Annotated in this window: 24 protein-coding genes; 16 read left to right on the top strand and 8 right to left on the bottom strand. The window is 64.5% G+C overall.

Annotated elements, in window-relative coordinates; genetic code table 11:
- The first annotated feature begins 96 nt into the window (after positions 1 to 96).
- A complete protein-coding gene (locus JQ616_RS04945; RefSeq protein WP_212012643.1) occupies positions 97 to 603 on the top strand; it encodes a hypothetical protein in 507 nt (168 codons plus the stop codon).
- Between the two features lie 231 nt (positions 604 to 834).
- Here the strand turns inward: JQ616_RS04945 and JQ616_RS04940 are convergent, their stop codons facing one another.
- Both JQ616_RS04940 and JQ616_RS04935 read right to left on the bottom strand, forming a co-directional pair.
- Positions 835 to 2,379 (bottom strand): acyl-CoA synthetase, encoded by a 1,545-nt coding sequence (locus JQ616_RS04940; protein WP_212012642.1) that lies wholly within the window; start codon positions 2,377 to 2,379, stop codon positions 835 to 837.
- Positions 2,380 to 2,601: 222 nt separating this feature from the next.
- Positions 2,602 to 3,774 (bottom strand): acetyl-CoA C-acetyltransferase, encoded by a 1,173-nt coding sequence (locus JQ616_RS04935; protein WP_212012641.1) that lies wholly within the window; start codon positions 3,772 to 3,774, stop codon positions 2,602 to 2,604.
- A gap of 109 nt (positions 3,775 to 3,883) precedes the next feature.
- Between JQ616_RS04935 and JQ616_RS04930 the strand changes: the two genes are divergently transcribed.
- The 9 genes from JQ616_RS04930 to JQ616_RS04890 all read left to right on the top strand — a co-directional run bounded on the left by JQ616_RS04930 (position 3,884) and on the right by JQ616_RS04890 (position 13,368).
- Entirely contained in the window at positions 3,884 to 4,612 is a 729-nt protein-coding gene (locus JQ616_RS04930) for a TetR family transcriptional regulator (RefSeq protein ID WP_433995945.1), read from the top strand.
- 45 nt (positions 4,613 to 4,657) lie between these two features.
- Complete coding sequence (locus JQ616_RS04925) at positions 4,658 to 5,416, top strand: SDR family NAD(P)-dependent oxidoreductase (protein WP_212012638.1); 759 nt, start codon at positions 4,658 to 4,660, stop codon at positions 5,414 to 5,416.
- A 199-nt stretch (positions 5,417 to 5,615) separates the two neighbouring features.
- A complete protein-coding gene (locus JQ616_RS04920; protein ID WP_212012637.1) occupies positions 5,616 to 6,422 on the top strand; it encodes an enoyl-CoA hydratase/isomerase family protein in 807 nt (268 codons plus the stop codon).
- 57 nt (positions 6,423 to 6,479) lie between these two features.
- Entirely contained in the window at positions 6,480 to 8,327 is a 1,848-nt protein-coding gene (locus JQ616_RS04915; RefSeq protein WP_212012636.1) for an AMP-binding protein, read from the top strand.
- A gap of 99 nt (positions 8,328 to 8,426) precedes the next feature.
- Positions 8,427 to 9,554, top strand: coding sequence for an acyl-CoA dehydrogenase family protein (locus JQ616_RS04910; protein WP_212012635.1), 1,128 nt, complete (start codon positions 8,427 to 8,429; stop codon positions 9,552 to 9,554).
- Positions 9,555 to 9,567: 13 nt separating this feature from the next.
- Positions 9,568 to 10,815 (top strand): acyl-CoA dehydrogenase, encoded by a 1,248-nt coding sequence (locus JQ616_RS04905; RefSeq protein WP_212012634.1) that lies wholly within the window; start codon positions 9,568 to 9,570, stop codon positions 10,813 to 10,815.
- Positions 10,816 to 10,844: 29 nt separating this feature from the next.
- Positions 10,845 to 12,089 carry an acyl-CoA dehydrogenase gene (locus JQ616_RS04900; protein ID WP_212012633.1) on the top strand — a complete coding sequence of 415 codons (1,245 nt, stop codon included), beginning with the start codon at positions 10,845 to 10,847 and terminating at the stop codon, positions 12,087 to 12,089.
- Positions 12,090 to 12,189: 100 nt separating this feature from the next.
- Positions 12,190 to 12,888 carry a nitroreductase gene (locus tag JQ616_RS04895; RefSeq protein ID WP_212012632.1) on the top strand — a complete coding sequence of 233 codons (699 nt, stop codon included), beginning with the start codon at positions 12,190 to 12,192 and terminating at the stop codon, positions 12,886 to 12,888.
- A 69-nt stretch (positions 12,889 to 12,957) separates the two neighbouring features.
- Complete coding sequence (locus JQ616_RS04890) at positions 12,958 to 13,368, top strand: hypothetical protein (RefSeq protein WP_212012630.1); 411 nt, start codon at positions 12,958 to 12,960, stop codon at positions 13,366 to 13,368.
- Here the strand turns inward: JQ616_RS04890 and JQ616_RS04885 are convergent.
- A complete protein-coding gene (locus JQ616_RS04885) occupies positions 13,365 to 14,369 on the bottom strand; it encodes a helix-turn-helix transcriptional regulator (protein WP_212012629.1) in 1,005 nt (334 codons plus the stop codon). The genes JQ616_RS04890 and JQ616_RS04885 overlap by 4 nt on opposite strands.
- 81 nt (positions 14,370 to 14,450) lie before the next feature.
- Here JQ616_RS04885 and JQ616_RS04880 point away from each other — a divergent pair, with 81 nt between their 5' ends.
- Both JQ616_RS04880 and JQ616_RS04875 read left to right on the top strand, forming a co-directional pair.
- Positions 14,451 to 15,104, top strand: a complete 654-nt coding sequence (locus tag JQ616_RS04880) for a glutathione S-transferase family protein (protein ID WP_212012628.1) — start codon at positions 14,451 to 14,453, stop codon at positions 15,102 to 15,104.
- Positions 15,105 to 15,115: 11 nt separating this feature from the next.
- Entirely contained in the window at positions 15,116 to 15,550 is a 435-nt protein-coding gene (locus JQ616_RS04875) for a DUF6157 family protein (protein WP_212012627.1), read from the top strand.
- A gap of 303 nt (positions 15,551 to 15,853) precedes the next feature.
- On the opposite strand, the gene JQ616_RS04870 is transcribed toward JQ616_RS04875, so the two are convergent.
- Positions 15,854 to 16,639 carry an enoyl-CoA hydratase/isomerase family protein gene (locus tag JQ616_RS04870; protein ID WP_212012626.1) on the bottom strand — a complete coding sequence of 262 codons (786 nt, stop codon included), beginning with the start codon at positions 16,637 to 16,639 and terminating at the stop codon, positions 15,854 to 15,856.
- 11 nt (positions 16,640 to 16,650) lie between these two features.
- Entirely contained in the window at positions 16,651 to 17,763 is a 1,113-nt protein-coding gene (locus JQ616_RS04865; RefSeq protein ID WP_212012625.1) for a cyclic nucleotide-gated ion channel, read from the bottom strand.
- A 337-nt stretch (positions 17,764 to 18,100) separates the two neighbouring features.
- Here JQ616_RS04865 and JQ616_RS04860 point away from each other — a divergent pair, with 337 nt between their 5' ends.
- Both JQ616_RS04860 and JQ616_RS04855 read left to right on the top strand, forming a co-directional pair.
- Positions 18,101 to 18,769 (top strand): Crp/Fnr family transcriptional regulator, encoded by a 669-nt coding sequence (locus tag JQ616_RS04860; RefSeq protein ID WP_212012624.1) that lies wholly within the window; start codon positions 18,101 to 18,103, stop codon positions 18,767 to 18,769.
- Between the two features lie 29 nt (positions 18,770 to 18,798).
- On the top strand, positions 18,799 to 19,668 hold the full coding sequence (locus JQ616_RS04855; protein ID WP_349629965.1) for a DUF6537 domain-containing protein: 870 nt from the start codon (positions 18,799 to 18,801) through the stop codon (positions 19,666 to 19,668).
- Between the two features lie 193 nt (positions 19,669 to 19,861).
- On the opposite strand, the gene JQ616_RS04850 is transcribed toward JQ616_RS04855, so the two are convergent.
- The 3 genes from JQ616_RS04850 to JQ616_RS04840 form a co-directional block, all read right to left on the bottom strand.
- The gene (locus JQ616_RS04850) at positions 19,862 to 20,080 is read right to left on the bottom strand and encodes a hypothetical protein (RefSeq protein WP_212012621.1); all 219 of its coding nucleotides are present in this window, start codon (positions 20,078 to 20,080) and stop codon (positions 19,862 to 19,864) included.
- A 61-nt stretch (positions 20,081 to 20,141) separates the two neighbouring features.
- Positions 20,142 to 20,357: a hypothetical protein gene (locus tag JQ616_RS04845; RefSeq protein WP_212012619.1), complete on the bottom strand. Its 216-nt coding sequence runs from the start codon at positions 20,355 to 20,357 to the stop codon at positions 20,142 to 20,144.
- Between the two features lie 25 nt (positions 20,358 to 20,382).
- On the bottom strand, positions 20,383 to 20,574 hold the full coding sequence (locus JQ616_RS04840; RefSeq protein WP_212012617.1) for a hypothetical protein: 192 nt from the start codon (positions 20,572 to 20,574) through the stop codon (positions 20,383 to 20,385).
- 336 nt (positions 20,575 to 20,910) lie between these two features.
- Here JQ616_RS04840 and JQ616_RS04835 point away from each other — a divergent pair, with 336 nt between their 5' ends.
- Both JQ616_RS04835 and JQ616_RS04830 read left to right on the top strand, forming a co-directional pair.
- The gene (locus JQ616_RS04835; protein ID WP_212012615.1) at positions 20,911 to 21,285 is read left to right on the top strand and encodes a PRC-barrel domain-containing protein; all 375 of its coding nucleotides are present in this window, start codon (positions 20,911 to 20,913) and stop codon (positions 21,283 to 21,285) included.
- A gap of 196 nt (positions 21,286 to 21,481) precedes the next feature.
- Complete coding sequence (locus JQ616_RS04830) at positions 21,482 to 22,243, top strand: Crp/Fnr family transcriptional regulator (RefSeq protein WP_212012613.1); 762 nt, start codon at positions 21,482 to 21,484, stop codon at positions 22,241 to 22,243.
- The last annotated feature ends 52 nt before the right edge of the window (positions 22,244 to 22,295 follow it).

The raw sequence follows: 22,295 nt of genomic DNA, 5'->3' as shown, positions 1-22,295 counted from the left end.
TCACCTGTTGGGCATCGCCGCACAACCAGCGTATTTTGCTGTATGCTGGCGGCCATTGATTCACGATAGCAACTTTGCCCAGGGGATGCATACCGCATGCGTCACGCGAGGATTGCAGAGCTGACCGGCTGGATGTCGCGTCTCGGCGTGATGATCGTGGCCGCTGGCCTGTTACTGATGTCTGCGGCCCGTGCGGCCGACATCAAGGAGCTCACCGAAAAACTGCCGCGCGCCTATATCGGCGAATTCCTGTGGGACGGCGATACCACGGTGCAGAACGTCGTCATCACCTTCGATAAGGTCAAGGCGCTGAACGAGCAGAATGCGGAAGCGCGCGGCTGCGGCTCATATGAAGCTGGGCGTGTGGTGACGAAGATCGGTGTGGAGATGTTCATCCGGCTGTCCGATCTCGAGGTCGAGATTTTTGAGCGCTCGCCCGACGGCAATGGGACGTTCGAGACCGAGGGCAGCCATCGCGGCAAGCTGTCGGACGATCTTCAGCAGATCGATGCGCAGTGGACCACCACGGCCAATGGCAAGCACGGCCAACTCCATTTGCGCGCTGCGGCTTCTGCGGCGTGCGAGCCGGCCGCGGATTTGTAGGTCAGATTGGATTTGTTGGACGAGGTGAGCTCGCGCGCTTAGCCCTCCCCTGGAGGGGGAGGGTCGGCTCACAGCGAGCGAAGCGAGATGTGAGGCGGGGTGGGGTGATCTCTCCACCCGGGCAGCGCCCGATATGAGAGACCTTCACCCCACCTCGGTTCGCATTTCATGCGAACCGATCCCAGAGCGAGCTTCGCTCGTCTCGACCCCTCCAGGGGAGGATAAGAGGAATCACACCTTCGCCGGAGCCTTCGGCCAATATTTGTCGCGCAGATGCCGCTTCACGAGCTTCCCGGTCGGCGTTCGCGGCAGCTCCTGTTCGAAATCGATGCTTTTCGGGCATTTGATCGGCGACAAGTGCTGGCGGCAGAACGCGATCAGTTCGGCCTCGAGCGCCTTGCCGGCCCTGGTGATGTCGTGCGGCTGCACCACGGCCTTGACCTCCTCGCCCATCTCCTCGTTCGGCACGCCGAACACCGCGACATCGGAGACCGCGGGATGCGTGATCAGCACGTCCTCGGTCTCCTGCGGGTAGATGTTCACGCCGCCGGAGATGATCATGTAGCTCTTGCGGTCGGTCAGATAGAGGAAGCCTTCTTCGTCGAGATAGCCGACGTCGCCAAGCGTCGACCAGCCCTTGGCGTTGTAGGCCTTCTTCGTCTTCTCGGGATCATTGTGATAGCTGAACACAGGCGCGTCGGCGAAATAGACCTGGCCGATCTGCCCCGTCGGCGCCTCCGCCTCGTTCTCGTCGAGGATCTTGACCTTGCCGACCACGGCGCGGCCGACCGTGCCGCGATGGGTCAGCCATTGCTGCGAGGTCGAGACCGTGACGCCGTTGCCTTCGGAGCCCGCGTAATACTCGATCAGGATCGGGCCCCACCAGTCGATCATCTTGGCTTTGACGTCGACCGGGCAGGGCGCCGCGGCGTGGATCGCGCCCTTCAGCGACGAGACGTTGTAGCGGGCGCGCACCTCGTCGGGCAGCTTCAGCATGCGCACGAACATGGTCGGCACCAGCTGCGACTGCGTCACCTTGTGCGTCTCGACCTGCTTCAGAAAATCCTCGGCGTCGAAATGCTCCATGATGACGGAGGTGCCGCCCAGCACCGTCGCCATCATGTTGAAGCGCAGGGGAGCCGCGTGATAGAGCGGCGCCGGCGACAGGTAGATGGAGTCGGCGTTCATGCCGCACATGTCGGCGGTGAGAATCCGCAGGAACGGGTTCGGCACGTCGATCCGGTTGCCCTCGAACTCCTTCTTGATGCCCTTGGGCCGGCCGGTGGTGCCGGAGGAATACAGCATGTCGTAGCCGGCCACCTCGTCGGCGACGGGCGTGGTCGGCTGCGCGGCGGCTTCCTTGTCATAGGAGCGGAAGCCCGGTGCCGGCTCGTCCATCATGTAGAACAGCGGCTCGCCCGGCTCGCCCTTGATCAGGCCTTTCACCTTATCGGCGCATTGCGGGGTGGTGATGAACACCTTGGCTCCGCAGTCCCTGATGATGTAGGCGATTTCCTCTTCGGTCAGATAGCGGCTGATCGCGGTGTAATAGAGCCCCGAGCGTTGCGCGGCCCAGCAGATCTCCATGAAGGCGAGACGGTTTTCCATCAACAGCGCGATGTGGTCGCCTGGCTTCAGGCCGAGCGAGCGGAACAGGTGTGCGCCCTGGTTCGAGAGCTCGTCGAGCTCGCGATAGGTGATCGCCTTGCCGGACGCCGCCATCTGATAGGCGATCTTGTTCGGATGGTTACGCGCGTGGATCGACGGATGGGTCAAAGATGTTTCCTCAAACAGGGTGGTCGTCCCTGCCTAGTGCGCAATTGCGCACGGGAGCAGGGACCCATAACCACCGATCTTATTTATTGAAATGAGCTGGGGCCTCAGCTCGCCATAACCACATCGACCTGTGGTTATGGGTCCCGGCTCAAGGCCGGGACGACACCCTTTGTACGGAGGCTCTTGCGGCCTCTCAAACACATCCTAAAGGTCAAGCGCCCCTTACAGCCGCTCGACAATCGTCACGTTGGCCATGCCGCCGCCTTCGCACATGGTCTGCAGGCCATAGCGCTTGTTGCGCTGCTTCAGCGCATGCAGCAGCGTCGTCATCAGCTTGGTGCCGCTGCCGCCGAGCGGATGGCCGAGCGCGATCGCGCCGCCATTGACGTTGAGCCGGGCCGGATCGGCGCCGGTGGTCTTCAGCCACGCGGTCGGCACCGAGGCGAACGCCTCGTTGACCTCGAACAGGTCGATGTCGTCGATTTTCATGCCGGCCTTCTGCAGCGCGCGCTGGGTTGCCGGCAGCGGCGCTTCCAGCATGATCACGGGGTCGCCGCCGATCATGGTGAGGTGATGGATGCGCGCCATCGGCTTGACGCCGAGCGCCTTGAGGCCCTTCTCGTTGACGACCATGACGCCGGAGGCGCCGTCGCAGATCTGGCTGGCGCTGGCGGCGGTCAGCTTGCCGTTCTCGGCGATCAGCTTGACGCCCTTGATGCCGTCGAGGCTGGCGTCGAAACGAATGCCTTCGTCGATGTGGTGGGTGTCGGTCGAGCCGTCGGCGCGGGTGATTTGCACCGGCACGATCTCGTCCTTGAAGCGACCGGCTTGCGTTGCCGCGATCGCGCGCTGATGGCTGTTGTAGGAATATTCGTCGAGCTCATCTTTCGACAGGCCGTACTTCTCGGCCATCATCTCCGCGCCGGTGAACTGGCTGAAGACGATGTTGGGATATTTCGCCTCGATGCCCGGGCTCTTGTAGTGGCCGAAGCCGTTCTTGGCGGGCAGCGAGGAGGCGAGGCCCATCGGCACGCGAGTCATCGATTCCACGCCGGCCGCGATCACGCAGTCCATGGTGCCAGACATCACGGCCTGCGCCGCGAAGTGCAGCGCCTGCTGCGAGGAGCCGCACTGGCGGTCGATCGAGGTCGCGGGCACGCTCTCCGGCAGCTTCGAGGCCATCACGGCATTGCGCGCGATATTGGTGGATTGTTCGCCGGTCTGCATCACACAGCCCATGATGACGTCCTCGACCTGCGCCGGGTCGGCACCCGACCGTTCGACCAGTGCATCGAGCACGGTGGCGGCGAGATCGGCCGGATGCCAGCCGGCGAGACGCCCTCCCTTGCGGCCGCCCGCGGTGCGAGCGGCGGCGACGATATAGGCCTCGGCCATGTCTGATCTCCCTGATGTTTCTGGATTGGGGTTTGTATGTTGGGCCAGATTTAAGGGGCGGCTCAGCATTTAGTCAATCAATCAATTAACTCTTGAGTGCAGCCCCGCCATGGGCTTATGTGCGGCCTCGATTTACCGTCGAGCCCCAAAACAGAGCGGGACCAGAGCGCAGTTGAATACCAGCGTACCGACGAAACTTCAGGCCGGCAAAAATGCCACCGCCGACAAGCTATTGGTCGCAGCCAGCGAGCTGATGATCGAGCGCGCCTCGATCGAGGTCTCGCTGTCCGACATCGCGCAGAAGTCGGGCGTCAACGCCGCGCTGGTGAAATATCATTTCGGCAACAAGGACGGGCTGTTGCTGGCGCTCTTGGCGCGCGACGCCGCCACCGAGATGTCGCAGCTCGAATATCTGATCAGCCAGCCGATCTCGCCGTCGGCGAAGCTGCGGCTGCATATCGGCGGCATCATCCGTGCCTATCACCAGTTCCCCTATATGAACCGGCTGATCCATTATCTCCTGCATGAGAGCTCGCCGGCCGCCGCCAACGAAGTGTCGAAATTCTTCGTCGCGCCGCTGCTGGATTTTCACCGCCGCCTGCTCGCCGAAGGCATCAAGGCCGGCGAATTCCGCAAGATCGATCCGGTGCTGTTCTACACCAGCCTGATCGGCGCCTGCGATCACCTGTTCTTCGGCCGCCACGCGATGTCGCGCGCGGTCGGCGTCGGTCCGGTCACCGACGAGGTCTGCCGCGAATACATCAAGCACATGGAAGCCTTGATCTTCGGCGGCGTGCTCAATCCCGATCAGGAAACGGCAGCGGTCGCCGCCGGATAACAAGTTCAAGTCTAGAGAAGAAACGCCCAAGGAAAGGTTGTTCTCATGCAGTTGAAAGACGTTGCCGTTCTCATCACCGGTGGTGGTTCCGGCCTCGGTGCCGCAACCGCGCGCGCCATGGCTGCGAAGGGCGCCAAGATCGGCGTGATCGACCAGAACAAGGAAAATGCCGAGAAGGTCGCCGCCGAAGTGAAGGGCGTCGCCCTGCATGCCGACGTCACCGACGAGGAAGCGATCAAGGCGGCGATCGCCAAGGCCGAGGCCGCGCACGGCATCGCGCGCGTGCTGATGAACTGCGCCGGCATCGGCGGCTCGCAGCGCATTATCGGCAAGGACGGAACGTACCCGCTGGCGAAATTCGTCCGCATCATCAATGTCAATCTAATCGGTACCTTCAACGTGCTCCGCCTGTTCGCCGAGCGTCTCGCCACCGCCGAGACGATCGGCGAGGAGCGCGGCGTCGTGATCAACACCGCATCCGTCGCGGCCTATGAAGGCCAGATCGGCCAGATCGCCTATGCGGCCTCGAAGGGCGGCGTCGTCGGTCTCACGCTGCCGGCCGCGCGCGACCTCGCCAGCCTGAAGATCCGCGTCAACACCATCGCACCCGGCCTGTTCCTGACGCCGCTGCTGATGGGTCTCAACGAGGAAGCGCGCAAGAGCCTCGGTGCCCAGGTGCCGCATCCGGCCCGCCTCGGCGATGCTTCGGAGTACGGCAACCTCGCCGTCCACATCGTCGAGAACCCGATGCTCAACGGCGAAACCATCCGCCTCGACGGCGCCATCCGCATGGCCCCGCGCTAACGGCGAATTCCGCCGTACTTCCCTTCTCCCCTTGTGGGAGAAGGTGGCGCGGACGCAGTCCGCGACGGATGAGGGGCTCTCCGCGGAGACAGACCCCTCACCCAATCGAATGCAAAGCTGACAGCGAACATGCCCTCTCCCACAAGGGGAGAGGGCGTAGCAACGAGCATCGCGTTCGCTGAACGGGCGGGAGCAAGATGTGACAAATCCGCTGCTGATCGAACATCACGACGGGGTCGATTGGGTCACGCTCAATCGTCCCGACAGCCTCAACGCGCTCGATCCCTCGCTGATCGATGCGCTCAACACCTACTTCCAGGGCTTGCAGCGCAACCGCGACACCCGCGTCGTAGTGCTCAAGGGTGCCGGTGCGAATTTCTGCGCCGGGCTCGACCTCAAGCACGCGATGGCGCGCCGCGGTGGGCAGACCGAGCCGCCTGGGGTCACCGAGTCGCTGGACTCGCAGCGCCGCATTGCCGACATCGTGATGCTGATGCGGCGTTGTCCGCAGCCGATCATCGCGCTGGTGCAGGGGGCGGCCGCCGGCGGCGGTTTTGCGCTGGCGCTCGCCGCCGACATCCGCATCGCGGCGAAGAACGCGCGGATGAATTGCGCCTTCATCAAGCTCGGGCTTGGCGGCTGCGACATCGGCACCAGCTATTTCCTGCCGCGCCTCGTCGGCGTGTCGGTGGCCTCCGAACTGATCCTTACCGGGCGCTTCATCAACGCCGATCGCGCGCTTGCCGTCGGGTTGGTGTCCGAGGTGGTCGAGCCCGCCGACCTTGATGCCGCGGCCAATCCTTATGTCGACGCGATGATGACGGCCTCACCGGTCGGGCTCCGCCTCTCGAAGGAATGCATCAACATGAGCGTCGACGCCGGCTCGATCGAGGCCGTGATTGCGATGGAGGATCGCAACCAGGTGCTGTGCAGTCGCTCCGAAGATTTCCAGGAAGGCATCAAGGCCTTCCTTGAGAAACGAAAGCCTGTCTATATCAGGCGCTGATAAAAAGTCCGCAAAGGACAAGAATTCCGGGAGACGCAAAATGGATGGAGACGCGCGATGCTGACGAAACCTGCCTTTCGCAAGGTGGAATGGCTCGCACGTGACATCGCAGTCGAGCGGCGTGCAGATGGCACCGTCGTCCTGAAGTCGCGGATTCCGCTGCAGGCCTACGAGACGCATATTCCGGCCTATCTCGCCAAATGGGCAGCGCAAGCGCCGGCGCGGATCTGGCTGGCGCAGCGCGGCGGTCCGGATCGGCAGTGGCGCAAGCTCTCCTATGGTGAAGCCAAGCGCACCGTCGATGCGCTGACGCAAGGTCTGCTCGATCTCGGCGTGACCGATGGCCGACCGGTCGCGATCCTGTCCGGCAATTCGATCGAGCACGCGCTGATGACGCAGGCGGCGATGCAGGCACGGCTGCCGGCCGCGCCGGTGTCGCCGGCCTATTCGCTGATGAGCCAGGATCATCTGAAGCTCAAATACCTGTTCAACCTGATCAAGCCCGCGGTCGTGATGGTGCAGGATGGCCCTGCCTTCGAGAAGGCGCTCAGGGCGATCGACCTCACCGGCATCACGGTGGTTCACGTCCTGCGCCCCTGCGAGGGTATCAAGAGCGTGGCTTTCGCCGAGCTCGCGGCGACACCAGTGACGGCTGCGGTCGGCGAATCCATCGCGAAGATCACGCCGGATACCGTCGGCAAGCTGTTGTTCACCTCGGGCTCGACCGGCATGCCCAAGGCCGTCATCAACACCCAGCAGATGATGTGCGCCAACGCGGCGATGATGATGCAGGTGCGTCCGCGGGAATCCGATGGCCCGATCCCGACCGTGCTCGACTGGATGCCGTGGAATCACACAATGGGCGGCAACGCCGCGTTCAATCCGGTGCTGGTCGATGGCGGCACGCTCTATATCGACGACGGTCGGCCGATGCCGGGCCAGCTCGACGAGACCATCAGGAACCTGCGCGAAGTGTCGCCGACCTACTACGCCAACGTGCCGGCGGGCTATGCCGCGCTCGCGGCCGTCATGGAGAAGGACGAGGCGCTGTGCGCGAGCTTCTTCAAGAACCTTTCGATCATGGGCTACGGCGGCGCGCGGCTGCCTGACGATCTCTATGACCGCATGCAGGCCCTGGCGGTGAAGACCACCGGCGAGCGCATCGTGTTCTACACCGGCTGGGGCTCGACCGAGACCGCACCGACCTCGACCGGCACCTATTGGGACACCGAGCGCGTCGGCCTGATCGGCCTGCCGTTCCCCGGCGTCGAGCTGAAGATGGTGCCGTGCGGCGCGAAGTACGAATTGCGGCTGCGTGGCGTCAATGTCACGCCGGGCTATTTCGGCCAGCCTGAGCTGACCGCAAAGATGTTCGACGAGGAAGGCTACTACTGCATCGGCGATGCCGGCGTGTTCGTCGATCCCGAAGACGCGCTGCAAGGCATCATCTTCGCCGGCCGCGTGGTCGAGGATTTCAAGCTGACCACCGGTACCTTCGTCCATGTCGGCTCGCTGCGCACCGACGCGATCGCAGCCGCGACACCGGTTGTGCACGACGCACTGGTCGCCGGGCAGGATCGCGAGTTCATCGGCCTGCTGTGCTGGCCGAACCTGCATGCGTGCCGCCAACTCGTCGGCAATGCTGAGGCGAGCTATGAGGACGTGATCCGGCATCCCGAGGTGGTTGCCTGCCTCAGGAAGGGCTTGCAGGCCCACAACGCATCCACCACCGGCAGCAGCATGCGGATCGCGCGCGCGATGCTGATGGTCGAGCCGCCCTCGATCGACGGCAACGAGCTCACCGACAAGGGCTACATCAACCAGCGCGCCGGCCTCGAACGCCGTGCCGCGTTGGTGGAGAGGCTTTATGCCGGCAAGCCCGGCGACGACGTGATCGTGTTGTGATGAAGCCGACGCTCTCTCCATTCGTCATTCCGGGATGCGCGGAAGGCGCGCCCCGGAATGACGGCCAATTGAAACGACAAGAACCGAGAAGGTAGCGCCATGAATTTCGATTTCTCCGACGAACAGAAGCAGATGCGCGACGAGGCGCGGAAATTCCTGAGCGAACAATGTCCGCCGAAGGCCGTGCGTGAAGTGCTCGACGGCAAGGCGCCCTACGACAAGTCGTTGTGGAAGGGCCTCGCCGAGATGGGTTTCCTTGGCGTTGCGATCCCGGAACAGTTCGGCGGCGCGGGTGCCGGCCATCTGGAGCTCTGCGTGATCGCGGAGGAAATGGGCCGCGCGCTGGCGCCGGTGCCGTTCTCTTCGACCGTCTATCTCGCTGCCGAAGCGATCCTGATCGCAGGCAGTGACGCGCAGAAGCAGAAGTGGCTGCCGAAGATCGCCTCGGGCGACGCCATCGGCACGCTGGCGCTGTTCGAGGGCAAGGGCAATCCGTCGCCGAAGGCGGTCAAGGTCACGGCCAATGGCGGCGTGCTGAACGGCGTCAAGAAGCCGGTGCCGGATGGCGCGATCGCCGACTTCGCTGTCGTTGCCGCGCGCACCGGTTCGAGCGGACGTGAGTCCGACATTTCTCTGTTCATCGTCGATCTCAAGGCCGGCGGTGTCGAGGTCAAGTCGCTGACCAACATCGATCTCACCCGCGGCCAGGCCGAGTTCACTTTCAAGGACGCCAAGGCCGAGCCGCTCGGCGCGGCCGGCGAGGGCTGGGGCGTCATCACCCAGGTGCTGGATCGCGCGGCTGTGTTGACCGCGTTCGAGCAGGTCGGCGGCGCTGACCGCGCGCTGGAGATGGGCCGCGACTATGCGCTCGACCGTATCGCGTTCGGCCGTCCGATCGGCTCGTTCCAGGCGGTCAAGCACATGCTGGCCGACATGTACGTCTCGGCGACGCTGGCGCGCTCGAACTGCTACTACGGCGCCTGGGCGCTTTCGACCAATGCCGGCGAGTTGCCGGAAGCCGCTGCCGCCGCGCGCATCAGCGCGACGCAGGCGTTCCAGCATTGCGCCAAGAACAACATCCAGGTTCATGGCGGCATGGGCTTCACCTGGGAGTTCGACTGCCACATGTACTACCGCCGCGCCAATGCGGTGGCGCTCGGTCTCGGCAGCCTGTCCTACTGGGAAGACGCCCTGATCGATCGCATGCGCAAGAAGAACGCGGCGTAAGCGAGGGACCGTCATGAATTTCGATGACACCCCGCAGGAGGCCGCATTCCGCGCCGAGGCGAAAGCCTGGATCGCGGCCAATGCGCCCAAGCAATATGAAGACGAGTTGCGCAAGGCCTCGCTCGGCCGCGTTGCGCTCAAGGGCGCCAACATTCTCGAGGTCGCCAAGGCCTGGCAGAAGAAGAAAGCCGATGCCGGCTGGGCCTGCCTGCACTGGCCGAAGGAGTATGGCGGCCGCGGTTCGTCGCCGATCGAGCGCGTGATCTGGCAGCAGGAGGAGGGCCCGTTCGGCCGCCTCAGCTCGATGTTCATCATCGGCCACGGCATGTGCGGTCCGACCATGATGGCGTTCGCCGGCGAGGAGCAGAAGCGCAAATATCTGCCGCCGCTCGCCTCCGGCGAGAAAGTCTGGTGCCAGTTGTTCTCCGAGCCGGCCGGCGGCTCCGACGTCGCAGGTCTGCGCACCCGCGCCGAGAAGCATGGCGACGAATGGGTGATCAACGGCCAGAAGATCTGGACCTCGGGCGCGCATTATTCCGACTACGGCATCCTGTTGACCCGCACGGATCCGACGGTCGCGAAGCACAAGGGTCTCACCATGTTCTTCCTGGACATGAAGAGCCCGGGCGTTGAGGTCAGGCCGATCAAGCAGGCGAGCGGCGCCTCCGACTTCAACGAGGTCTATTTCACCGAAGTGCGGATTCCGGACTCGCAGCGGCTTGGTAATGTCAACGACGGCTGGAACGTGTCGCTGACCACGCTGATGAACGAGCGGATGTCGATCGGCGCCGGTGTCGCCACCGGCTTCCCCGAGCTGTTCGACTTCTGCAACAGCCTGATGCTGGAGGACGGCCCGGCGATCGAAAACCGCGCGGTGCGCTCCAGGCTTGCGAACTGGGCGGTGAAGGCGAGCGGGCTGAAGTACACCAGCATGCGCGCGATCTCCGCGCTGTCGAAGGGCGAGCGTCCGGGACCGGAGAACTCGATCGGCAAGCTGGTCGCCGGTTCGATGATCCAGGACGTCGCGACCTACGCGCTCGACCTGCAAGGCGCCGCCGGTGCGCTGAGCGGACCCGAGGACGCCGAGGTCGCCGGCAAATTCCAGGCGATGCTGCTGCGTGCGCCGGGCACCCGCGTCGAAGGCGGCACCGACGAGATCATGCGCAACATCATCGCCGAGCGCGTGCTGGGCCTGCCCGGCGACATCAGGGTCGACAAGGACGTTCCCTTCAACAAGATCCCGACCAAGGGCCGCGCGTAACAGCGCCGGAACAGCGAGAGAGGTTCGCCATGAATTTCGATGACACGCCGCAGGAAGCCGAATTCCGCGCCATCGCCCGCAAGTGGATCGCCGCCAATGCGCCGAAGGAGTTCGAGGAGGAACTGTCAAAATCCTCGCTCGGCCGCATCCGGCTCGCCAAGCACGACATGGTCGAGGTCGGCAAGGCCTGGCAGAAGAAGAAGGCCGAGGGCGGCTGGGCCTGCCTGCATTGGCCGAAGGAATATGGCGGCCGCGGCGCGACGCCGATCGAGCGCGTGATCTGGCAGCAGGAAGAGGGCGTCTACGGCAAATTGACCCAGCCGTTCCAGATCGGCGAGGGCATGTGCGGCCCGACCGTGATGGCGTGGGGCAGCGAAGACGCCAAGCGCCGCTATCTGCCGAAGCTCGCTTCCGGCGAAGAGATCTGGTGTCAGTTGTTCTCCGAACCGTCGGCCGGCTCCGACGTCGCGGGACTGCGCACCCGCGCCGAGAAGAAGGGCGACAATTGGGTCGTCAACGGCCAGAAGATCTGGACCTCGGGCGCGCATTACTCCGACTACGGCCTGTTGATCGCGCGCACTGATCCCAATGTGCCCAAGCACAAGGGCCTCACGATGTTCTTCCTCGACATGAAGAGCCCCGGCGTCGAGGTCAGACCGATCAAGCAGGCCAACGGCATGCAGGAGTTCAACGAGGTCTATTTCACCGACGTCGTGATCCCGGACAGCCAGCGCCTCGGCGCCGTCGGCGAGGGCTGGAGCGTGTCGCTGACCACGCTGATGAACGAGCGCATGTCGATCGGGTCGCGGCTCGCCACCGGCGTACCCGAGATGTTCGAGTTCTGCTCCAATCTGATGCTGGAAGACGGTCTCGCGATCGACGATCCGGCGGTGCGCTCCAAGCTTGCGAGCTGGGCGGTGAAGGCGAGCGGGCTGAAATACACCAGCTATCGCGCGATCTCGGCGCTGTCGAAGGGCGAACGCCCGGGTCCGGAAAACTCCATCGGCAAGCTGGTCTCCGGCCTGATGCTGCAGGACATCGCGACCTATGCGATGGATCTCGAGGGCGCGGCCGGCAGCCTCACCGGCGCCGATGAAGAGCAGGCCAACGGTCAGTTCCAGCAAATGCTGTTGTCATCGCCTTCGATGCGCATCGCCGGTGGCACCGACGAGATCCTGCGCAACATCATCGCCGAGCGCGTGCTGGGCCTGCCCGGTGATATCCGCGTCGACAAGGACGTGCCCTACAACAAGATCCCGACCAAGGGCAGATGATCGTAGTGCGGGTTAGCGCAGCCTAACCCGCCATTTCACCCGACGCGCGAGAAGAGGTGGGTTACGCTTCGCTAATCCACCCTACGAAGACGAGGACGTCATGGACGCCGCAGTAGAGCCACAAGATCGCATCGACGTTTTGCAAAGCTTGCTCAATGAGCGCTACTCGGTGCGCGCGTTCCAGCCGCGCGAGGTGCCGCGCGAGACGATCGAACAGATCCTCGGCACCGCGCAGCGCACCGCGTCCTGGTGCAACAGCCAGCCCTGGCAAGTCCTGATCGTGTCCGGCGAGGCCAAGGAACGCTTCCGAAAGGCTATCTATGCCGAGGCCTCGCGCGGCCTTGGCGATGACTACGACTTCACGCCGCCGCGCGAATATGTCGGGGTGTATCTGGAGCGTCGCCGCGAAAGCGGCTTCCAGCTTTACAACACGCTCGGCATCGCGCGCGGCGACAGAGCGGCATATGCCAAGCAGGCGCTAGAAAACTACAATTTCTTCGGCGCGCCACACATTGCTGTGATCCACACCAATGAGCCGCTCGGCATCTATGGCGCGGTCGATTGCGGCGGCTACGTCTCGAACTTCATGCTGGCCGCGCAGGCGCTCGGGCTCGGCACCATTCCGCAGGCCGCGATCGCGCGTCATTCCGGCTTGATCCGCCGCCATTTCAACCTGGACGACGACCGCCGGGTTGTCTGCGGCATCTCGTTCGGCTATGCGGATCATGCGCACAAGGTGAACGGCTACCGCACGTCGCGCGCGACCGTGGCGGATACTGTCACATTTGTGGATGTATAATTTCCGCAAGGCGAGGCTCTTCCTCCCGCCGAGGACAAGAAGACGCGATAAGGCACGACAAGAACAACAATGGCGAATAACGCCTCTCTGACGCCGGCTGAGATCAGCTGGCAACTGCACCGTCTGCCTGCGCTCGAGCGCGATGCGTACATCGCCGCGCATTATCTCGGACAGCCCGTTGCCTGGAAGACCCGCTTCTTCGACGCGATCGACTGGGGCGCGGGCTCGGTGCTGCAATTCAGTTTCCTGCAGCGCGGCTGGCACCGGCATTCCCGGCTCGACAATCCGATCTATGCCTATATCGACATCGAGCAACATCCGGAAACACGTGGCCTGCGCCGCGGCCGGCGGATCGACCTCGTCGGTACCATCAAGGGCGTCGATTTCGTGACCGGGACGACGCTCACGCTGGACAAGTTCGAGATCCTGCCGGTCAATATTCTGGACCGCTTCGTGATCAGCTCGGACAGCCGGTACTAGCGTTTGCGTCCCGCCACCGCGCGGCGCGGCGGTGCCTCGACATAGCGCGCGGCCATCGCGCCCGTGAGCTCGGCCATCTTCTCGCGCAGCCCTTCGGGTGCGATCACCTCGACTTCGGCGCCGAGCCGCAACAATTCGGTCGCCGCGTGCCACACCGTCTTGCCGACCGGCAGCGTGGCGACCCGCCAGCCGTCGGCATCGGTGCCATCGGCCAGCCGCAGCCGCGCCCTCACATAGGGATGGGCCAGCGCATCGAACAGCTTCAGCCCGAGCGGGGACAGCCGCACCGTGGCCTGGTTCGGATGCAGCTCGGCCTCGAGCCGTTCGATCGAGGCGCGCCAATAGCCGGCGAGGTCGAAATCCGCCGGCCGCGCGAACGGCGTCTCCAGTGCCGTGCAGTCCAGCACGCGCGCAACGCGATAGCTGCGCACGCTGCCGTCGACGAGGCCGGCGAGGTACCAGCTGCCGCCTTTCAGCACGAGGCCGAGTGGCGCCACGCGGCGCCGCTTCTCCGCCTTCCAGCTCTGGTAGCGGATCTCGATCAGGTTTTCGCGCAGCACGGCGCCGGCAATAGCGCGCAGATGCTTCGGCTCCTCGGTTTGGCCGAACCAGCCGGGCGCGTCGAGATGGAAGCGCTGCTGTATCCCCCGTGCGTTGGGTCGTAAATTCTCCGGCAGCGCCGCCATCAATTTGGTCTGTGCCGCCGACATCGCCGCATCGAGGCCAAGCGCGGCGGCGGGGCCGGGCAGGCCGGCCATGAACAGCGCCTCGGCCTCGCCCTGCGACAGCCCGTTGAGCCGCACCCGATAGCCGTCGAGCAGCCGATAGCCGCCCTCGGCGCCGCGGTCGGCATAGACGGGCACGCCCGCAGCGGCGAGCGCGTCGATGTCGCGATAGATCGTGCGCACCGAGACCTCGCAGGCCTCGGCTAGCTCTGGGGCGGTGACCTGTCCCCGCGCCTGGAGGGTGGTGAGGATGGAAAACAGCCGGCTCGCGCGCATGGTCCGGATCATACCTGACACAAGATGTCAGGTATAGGCGGACATAAAGGGACCGCCCCGACGGCGCAAGGAGACCTGCCCATGACCACCGCTGCCCCCATCGACCGCGTCACGCTGTATTACTCGCCGCAGAGCCGCGCCACCGGCACCCGCGTGCTGCTCGAGGAGCTCGGCGCGCCCTACGATCTGCACATCCTCAACATGAAGGCGGCCGAGCAGCGCAAGGCCGCCTATCTCGCCATCAATCCGCTCGGCAAGGTGCCGGCGATCCGCCACGGCGGCGCGCTGGTGACCGAGCAGGTCGCGATCTTCATCTATCTCGCCGATCTGTTTCCGCAGGCCGGCCTGACGCCCGCGTTGAACGATCCGCGCCGCGGTCCCTATCTGCGCTGGATCGCCTATTACGGCTCGTCGTTCGAGCCGGCCGTGATCGACCATTTCATGAAGCGCGAGCCGGCGCCGATCACGCAGTCGCCCTATGCCGACTACGACACCATGCTGGGCGCGCTGGAAGCGCAGCTCGCGAAGGGGCCCTATCTGCTCGGCGAACAGATCACGGCGGCCGACATCCTCTGGGGCATCGCGCTCTCCTGGACCATGATGTTCGGCATCGTGCCCAAGCGGGACGTCTTCGTCCGCTACGTCGAACGCATCACCGCGCGCCCGGCGTTCCAGCGCATCACGGCCGCCGACCAGGACATGGCGGCAGCGCATGCCGCAGCGGCCGGCGTGTGATACGATCGGCCATGGTCAAGGAGCTCTACACCACCAACGTCGTCAACACCTTCGTCCGTGTCGCGGAGGATTGCCCCGCGCGCGTCGGCGAGGAGCCGCAGCCTCATCGCGGCAAGCCGACGGTGGGCACGCTGCAATACGCCATGCTTGCCGGCGCGCCCTACATATATACGTCCGACGACGTGGTGTTCGCGACGTCGGCGGCCGGCCGCGCGCTCGGAGCGAAGGCGACGAAGAAGGAACGCAGTGCGGCCCGCGAGACGTTCTTCTCGAAAGGCCAGGCCTGCATGCGCGCCTCGCCGCTGGGCAAACGCTTCGGCTGGGGCGTTCACGCCGACGCCGAAGGCCGCATCGCAATCTACGCCGTCGACAGCAAGCGCTACCAGGCGCTCGCGAGTGACCCTGAGATCGCGCAGACGCGCGCGATGCGGTCGAAGCGGACGTGAGGACCTCTTTTCATCCTCCCCTGGAGGGGCAGGATCGACGCGAATGAAATGCGCGGCGAGGTGGGGTGATCCCTCCACTCGGGCAGCGCCCGTGTTGAGAGATCACCCCACCCCGCCGCAGGGCAGAGCAATCGCCTATGGCTACGGCCGCGTGCCATCGCGCGGGGTGAAGCGCGCCTGCGCATTTTCTGAATTATAGAATAATGCCGCTGAGTTGCCCGACGTGTCAAGTTGCCGTGCCGAATGCCGGCACGGCGCCAGCTACTTTGCATGGGGTTGTTTTCAATGTTTCGGGCTCTCGGCCTAAAACCTCGGAGCCCGTTTCTCGCCAAACGCCTTGATGCCTTCCTTGATCTCGTCGCCGCGCATGCTGTCGCGGTGACGCTGGTCGGCGGCGGCGGCGTCGAGTTCGCCGCGGGCGAATTCGTTGATCGCGCGCTTCATGCCGGCCATCGCCTTGGGCGCGTTGCCGGCCAGGATCGCCGCAAGCTTGTCGACCTCCTCGTCGAGCACATCGGGCGGTACCATCGCGGTAAGGTAGCCGATCCGCAGCATCTCCGGCGCCGATATCTTCTGCGCGGTCAGGAACAGCATCTTGGCGTTGTCGACGCCGAGCCGGGTGACATAGCGCTGGATGCCGCTCTTGTAATAGTGCAGCCCGAGCCGCGCCGCCGGCATGAACATTTCAGCGGTATCGACGCCGATGCGGAAGTCGCAGGCCAGTGCCAGGTCGGTCGAGCCGCCATAGACACCGCCATTGAGCCGGCAGATCGTCGGCACGCTCAAATCCTCGAGGCGGTTGACCACGACCTCGAATGCCGAGCCCGCGCTCTGCTGTTCATTGGCGCTCACCGCGCGCTCGGCCACCGAGTTGAGGTCATAGCCGGCCGAGAAGGCGCGGCCGGTTCCGGTCAGCACCAGCACGCGGATCGCAGGATCGGCCTCGATCCGGTCGAACAGTCTGACCAGCTCGCCGAGATCCTCGGCCTGCAGGCGGTTGAGGTGCTTCGGCCGGTTGAGGCGGATCGTGGCGCGCGCGCCCGCGATTTCGAGCACGGGTCCGCTGGCGGTGTCGGCCGCGTCAGCCATCTTGGTCTCCATCATTGGTTTTCACGTTCCCGCCGCTTCGCCTCGGCGTCGATGGTCTCGGCGAGCTCGGGGTGCCGTGCCATCAACAGGCGGAAATCGACCAGGTCAAGCACCAGCAGCCGGGTCACCTTGCTGGTCGAGACGCTGGCGCCGCGCTTGGCGTTGCCGAGCAGCGCCATCTCGCCGAAGAACGCGCCTTCGCCGAGCTTCACCTTGCGCCCGGGCAGGTCGACCTCGACCTCGCCGGCGGCGACGAAATACATGCAGTCGCCATTGGTGTCCTTGCGGATGATCATGGTGCGCGGCGGCAGGTCCATGGTTCGCAGCATCTGGGTGACGTCGGCGATCGCCGCCGGGCCGAGATGCGCGAAGAACGGCACCTTGCTGACCGTCTCCCAGGTCTTCAGAAAATTGTCGCGGCGGGTTTCGTTGGCAAAGCCGGTCGCCAGAATACCGGTCCACAGCCCGAACACGCCGAGGCCCGAGATCATCACCATGGCCGCGACCACGCGGCCGAGCGGGGTGATCGGCACCACGTCGCCGTAGCCGGTCGTGGTCAGGGTCACCACCGCCCACCACAGCGCTGCCGGCACGCTGCCGAAGGTCTGCGGTTGTACGTCCCGCTCCAGATAGTATTCGGCGACAGAGGCCAGGAACACCACCATCAGGAAAATCACCAGCACGCTGAGCAGTGGTCCGGATTCTACCACCAGCACGCGGCGGAGCTGGCGCAGGCCGGGAATGCCCGGCACCACCTTGAGCACCCAGAGCACGCCGAGAAGCCATGCGGTCTTCGGCTCGACGCCGGCGAGCAGCGCCAGGGGCACCGCCAGCGCGCCGATCGCATCGACGATGCCGGCGCTGGACAGCGCGTAGAACCAGAGCTTGTCCTGCCGCCGCATGTGGCGCAGCCGCACCAGCCATTCGAACACGAAATAGGCGAGGCAGGCCCACAGCAACGCATCGACCCAGTGCGGGACCACGTCATAGGCCGGCGCGACCGTCAGCAGCGTCATCATGGCGACGCCGACCGTGACCGCGACATAGGCTGCCGTGGTCATGTTGCGGCCGGCGGTGGCGGAAACGAAGCGCGTCAAGGCCGGAAGGACGAGCGGCTTGGACATCGGGACGGAATTTGCCTGTCGCTGAACTGCTGGAATCGAGGCCCTGCGAATGGCGGGGCCGACATCACAAACTGCCTCTCCCGGCTGAGGTCGTCAACGCGCAGGCTGGGGCGGGATGATCGCGGCGAAAGTCCGATATGTTGGACGAATGGCCTAACCATGTTGGCCCGATTTTGCGCCCGCGAATGTGAGAAATCAGACAAATCGTCGCCTTTTCACCGTATATCAGGGATGCTGGGCGACGCGAGAGCTATGCGGCCCGGGCAGGCAACCCGGCCAGGAATGAAGCGACTAATAAGGCGATCTTATTCACTTCTTGAGAATTGGCTGGTTTCCGATGGATACCTCACATCTCGCGCAGCACGCCGGCGCTGCCGGCAGTTTTTTCGCATCGATCTTCGTGGTCGCCACGCTGTCGATGCGGACCATGATCCCGTTGCGCGTGTTCGCCATCCTGACCAACATCATCCTGATCGCGACCGCGGTCCCGACCCACAATTACGCGACGCTGATCCTGCATGCCGTGCTGCTGCCGGTGAACACCTATCGCCTGCACCAGATGCTGCAGCTGGTCCGTAACGTGAAGAGATCGGTTAACAGCGATTTGTCGATGGACTGGCTCAGGCCGTTCACGACGGAGCGCAAAGTCACGGCGGGCGAAGTCCTGTTCTACAAGGACGAGAAGGCCGACAGCATGTTCTACATCGTCAGCGGCCGCTTCCGCCTGGTCGAGTCCGGCATCGAGCTGCCGGTCGGCGCCCTGGTCGGCGAGTTCGGCATGTTGTCGCCGTCGAACACCCGCACCCAGACGCTGGAATGCGTCGAAACCGGCATGATACTGTCAGTGACCTATGACCAGGTCGAGCAACTCTACGTCCAGAACCCGGCGTTCGGCTTCTACTTCCTGCGCCTGGCCAGCGCCCGCCTGTTCGAGAATATCGCGACGCTCGAGCAGCGGCTCGCGCAGCACGCCACCCCACCGGTTGCGGAGCCCAAACCTGCATGAGCCCCGTGACGAGTTCTGGAGGCGCCGCAGTGCCGGATGACGACAGTCTGCTGGCTTCGCTCCGTTACCTGTTCGCCGACATCATCGGCGACGAGGACGAGGGGCCGCCGGTGCTGCCTGACGCCTGCCCGGACCATCTCGGGCCCGCGGTCACCGAGGCCATCCACCTGCTGATCGCCTATCAGAGCACGAGCTACGCCCAGCTCTATATCGACCGGCTGAAGCGCTTCGTCGGCCGCCGCGGCGTCGACGACGCGCTGCTTGCCGAGATCGCGCGGCTGATGGCCGAGCGGATGGCCTATGAGGATGCGATCCGCATTGCGCAGCTCAAGCTCGGCGAAGTCCATGCGGCGGGCGGCCTTGCGGCACGCTCGGCCGACGACGTCAAGAAGCTCCGTCTTGACGAGTTGATCGATGCCTTGCCGGCGATGGTCGCCGATCCGGTGCTTGGCGTGCTCGATCAGCTCGGCTGGCGCCGTCGCCGGGTCTCGATCCGCTTCAGCGCCAACAACCGCTTCAGCGTGCGCCGGCTCAGGATCGAGGCCGGCCTGAAGCGCTGGCGGCTGTTCTCGGGCCGCTACGCCAAGGAACGGATCTGGGTCGAGCGCTGGCTGCACATGATCGACCGCAGCCTGACCAAGCAGCCGAGCGCGGCCCAGGTGGTGGCCGAGACCGCGACCATGATCCAGGGCTATGGCGATCCCTATCGCCAGGGCATTGCGGACTGGCATGTGATCATCGACGGGCTCGTCAAGCCGACCTTCGACGGGACGCTCGCGCTGCCCGATCTGGCCGCTGCCATCACCGAAGCCCGCGCCGCCATCATGCCGGATCCGCGGCAAGCCGCGCTGAAGCGCAAGATCGCCGAGATCCGCGCCCGCGTGCCGGCGGCGTCCTGATCCTTGAAAACCACTCCATCACCGTCACCCTGAGGTGGCCGCTTCTTCAGCGGCCCTCGAAGGGTCGACGGCCACCAGCCGGGACCGTGCATCCTTCGAGACGCCGCTTTGCGGCTCCTCCAGCGACAAAGGCGAAGCCTTTGCGCGGGGATGACGGGTTTGGCGACGTTACTCGCGGCTTTCCGAACTCAGCCTACCGCTCCACATGCGGCGGCTCGTCGTAGCCGTGGCGGCTGGAATAGAACAGCAAGCCCATCAGGCCGACGCAGACCGCGGCCAGAACCGCAATTCCGATGGTGAACAGGGCGATGCCATAGGCCGGCACCGGAGCGTCTACCGTGAGACCCTCATAGGCGTAGGCGCCGACGGCGGCCAGAAGCGCCAGCAGGGCGATGCTGATTGCGACGCGCATGGATATCTGCCTTCTGAAGGCCAAGAGAAGGGCAGGTTGCAGCTAAGGCAGCTTACGCTGATCATCCCGCTGCGGCGGTGACCTTGGTCAACGCCTGCTGCCCGGCTTCGGTGAGCTCGGAAAGCGTTGTCCTGCCGTTCTTGGCGCATTTGATGATGTATCGGGCAACGCGCCGGCGGGTGCCATGTTCCTCGCCGTGAAGCGCGCCGGCGCAGACCCGGTCAAGCGCGTAGTTCATGGCCGCGAGCGTACGTGAATCAAATCGTTCCCCGATCATCGCAGCTCTCCCTTGAGGCTCGCAGCTATTTACGAAGTGTCAGCGACTCGCTGATCTCCATCACGGCCTCGCTCTGTCTTGCCTTCTTCATCAGCGTGTCGCGTTCTCGTCCCGGCGGCAGCTTGCGCGCGGCAATCCGCGAATCCTCAGCGAATTTCTGCAGGCGGTCTTCGAACGAGCCGGGAGGCCGTGATCTGTTGCGTTTCTTCTTGATCATGCCGCCTCCGAGCTGGAACCAGGGATACTAGGCATGTTCCCCGGAGGCCGTCGTTAACCCATGACATCGGGTTGAACGAAATCGTCGTCCGGATCGCAGGAACGATCTCCGGCACCATGCGTAAGGCCCGTGTGTTTGCTGTCTTGCTCCCCGAAAGGCGGTGGACCACTCCGGTGCAGGGCCTCGGCGAATTTCATCGCCGGGGCCCGCATACCGTCCGTCATCGGAAGTAGCGGACTGAACGTCCGTTTCGCTGTGCAGCAACTGTGGCAATGCGGCAGGAACGATGACCCTGCGCTCGTGTTGGCCTCCAGAGGAGATCAACGGAGAGCTAACATGGCGTTTGACTCGGCGATGGACGAGAAAGAGCTCGGAAATCTGATCGGCAGCGATAAGGTCGAGGGCACCGCGGTCTATGGATCGGACGAACGCAAGATCGGTTCGATCGAGCGGGTGATGATCGACAAGAAGAGCGGCCGGGTATCCTATGCCGTACTCGGATTCGGCGGCATTCTCGGTCTTGGCAACGATCATTATCCGCTGCCCTGGCAGTCGCTCAAATACGACACCGGGCTGGGCGGCTACGTCACCGGCGTGACCGAGGCCCAGCTGCGCGGTGCGCCGAAATACGGCAGCGAGCGGGATTGGAATTGGGCCGATATCGGCACCACGCGCGCGGTGAATGACTACTACGGCGTGCCGCTTGTCTGAGCGGCGCCGGGCCATAGGACCGGCATGTCACCGGTGATGTCCACCGGAAACCAAGTTGTACGGCGCCTGATGTAACCGTCGCATCATCTGGCGTCTGTACACTAGTGAACATACGTCATTAGCTGTGCAATGTAACATACGTTATTGAAATCGGCCCGGCGGTTACCCGATTAAACATCCGGGGAGACCTATGTCGTTGGCGTCGCTAGTCCGGAAATTGGAACGGTTCGTACGGCTTTCGCCGGTGGATCACGCCATCCTCAATCGCGCGTCGACCGAGCGCGTCCGGCATTTCGGTCCGCGCGTCGATATCGTCCGAGAAGGCGAGAAGCCGAAGGACGTGCATCTGATCTTGTCGGGCTGGGCCTACCGCTACAAGCAGCTCGAGGACGGCAGGCGCCAGGTGGTGTCGTTCTTCCTGCCCGGCGACATCTGCGACGTGAACGTCTTCATCCTGCGCGAGATGGATCATTCGATCGGCACCATTACCGCCGTGTCGGTCGCCGACCTTTCGCGCGAATTCTTCGAAAAGGTCGCAGCCGGACATCCGCGGGTCGTCACCGCGTTCTGGTGGGAGACCCTGGTCAACGCAGCGATCCAGCGCGAATGGACCATGAGCCTCGGCCAGCGCACGGCGCTGGAGCGGATGGCTCACCTGCTCTGTGAGATCTGGCTCCGCCTGCGCCTGGCCGGTCTGACCCAGCGCGACAGCTGTGACTTCCCGCTGACCCAAGGCGATCTCGCCGACGCCACCGGGCTCTCCAAGGTCCACGTCAACCGCACGCTGCAGGAGCTGCGCGCCGAGGGCCTGATCGTGCTCAAGGGCAAGACCCTTGCGGTGCCCAATCTCGACCGGCTGATGCGCGCAGGTTTGTTCAATCCGAACTACCTGCACATGGATCACGAGGGACGGCAGCTCGATGCAGTCCCGGTGTCGCCGGACGCGGTGGCGGGGTGAGGGGTCACCGCTGTCATCGCCCGGCGCGACCGGCCGATCCAGTACGCCGCGG

Origin of the sequence: Bradyrhizobium tropiciagri (assembly GCF_018130545.1) — a bacterium.
Classification (GTDB): domain Bacteria; phylum Pseudomonadota; class Alphaproteobacteria; order Rhizobiales; family Xanthobacteraceae; genus Bradyrhizobium; species Bradyrhizobium tropiciagri_A.
This window is presented reverse-complemented; position numbering and strand designations above follow the sequence as displayed.

Bases quoted from the DNA above. Each gene is read 5' to 3' on its own strand.
- JQ616_RS04945 (WP_212012643.1), top strand. From the start codon at position 97: ATGCGTCACGCGAGGATTGCAGAGCTGACCGGCTGGATGTCGCGTCTC.
- JQ616_RS04935 (WP_212012641.1), bottom strand. From the start codon at position 3,774: ATGGCCGAGGCCTATATCGTCGCCGCCGCTCGCACCGCGGGCGGCCGC.
- JQ616_RS04930 (WP_433995945.1), top strand. From the start codon at position 3,884: ATGGGCTTATGTGCGGCCTCGATTTACCGTCGAGCCCCAAAACAGAGC.
- JQ616_RS04925 (WP_212012638.1), top strand. From the start codon at position 4,658: ATGCAGTTGAAAGACGTTGCCGTTCTCATCACCGGTGGTGGTTCCGGC.
- JQ616_RS04915 (WP_212012636.1), top strand. From the start codon at position 6,480: ATGCTGACGAAACCTGCCTTTCGCAAGGTGGAATGGCTCGCACGTGAC.
- JQ616_RS04910 (WP_212012635.1), top strand. From the start codon at position 8,427: ATGAATTTCGATTTCTCCGACGAACAGAAGCAGATGCGCGACGAGGCG.
- JQ616_RS04905 (WP_212012634.1), top strand. From the start codon at position 9,568: ATGAATTTCGATGACACCCCGCAGGAGGCCGCATTCCGCGCCGAGGCG.
- JQ616_RS04900 (WP_212012633.1), top strand. From the start codon at position 10,845: ATGAATTTCGATGACACGCCGCAGGAAGCCGAATTCCGCGCCATCGCC.
- JQ616_RS04895 (WP_212012632.1), top strand. From the start codon at position 12,190: ATGGACGCCGCAGTAGAGCCACAAGATCGCATCGACGTTTTGCAAAGC.
- JQ616_RS04890 (WP_212012630.1), top strand. From the start codon at position 12,958: ATGGCGAATAACGCCTCTCTGACGCCGGCTGAGATCAGCTGGCAACTG.
- JQ616_RS04885 (WP_212012629.1), bottom strand. From the start codon at position 14,369: ATGCGCGCGAGCCGGCTGTTTTCCATCCTCACCACCCTCCAGGCGCGG.
- JQ616_RS04880 (WP_212012628.1), top strand. From the start codon at position 14,451: ATGACCACCGCTGCCCCCATCGACCGCGTCACGCTGTATTACTCGCCG.
- JQ616_RS04875 (WP_212012627.1), top strand. From the start codon at position 15,116: ATGGTCAAGGAGCTCTACACCACCAACGTCGTCAACACCTTCGTCCGT.
- JQ616_RS04870 (WP_212012626.1), bottom strand. From the start codon at position 16,639: ATGGCTGACGCGGCCGACACCGCCAGCGGACCCGTGCTCGAAATCGCG.
- JQ616_RS04865 (WP_212012625.1), bottom strand. From the start codon at position 17,763: ATGTCCAAGCCGCTCGTCCTTCCGGCCTTGACGCGCTTCGTTTCCGCC.
- JQ616_RS04860 (WP_212012624.1), top strand. From the start codon at position 18,101: ATGGATACCTCACATCTCGCGCAGCACGCCGGCGCTGCCGGCAGTTTT.
- JQ616_RS04850 (WP_212012621.1), bottom strand. From the start codon at position 20,080: ATGCGCGTCGCAATCAGCATCGCCCTGCTGGCGCTTCTGGCCGCCGTC.
- JQ616_RS04845 (WP_212012619.1), bottom strand. From the start codon at position 20,357: ATGATCGGGGAACGATTTGATTCACGTACGCTCGCGGCCATGAACTAC.
- JQ616_RS04840 (WP_212012617.1), bottom strand. From the start codon at position 20,574: ATGATCAAGAAGAAACGCAACAGATCACGGCCTCCCGGCTCGTTCGAA.
- JQ616_RS04835 (WP_212012615.1), top strand. From the start codon at position 20,911: ATGGCGTTTGACTCGGCGATGGACGAGAAAGAGCTCGGAAATCTGATC.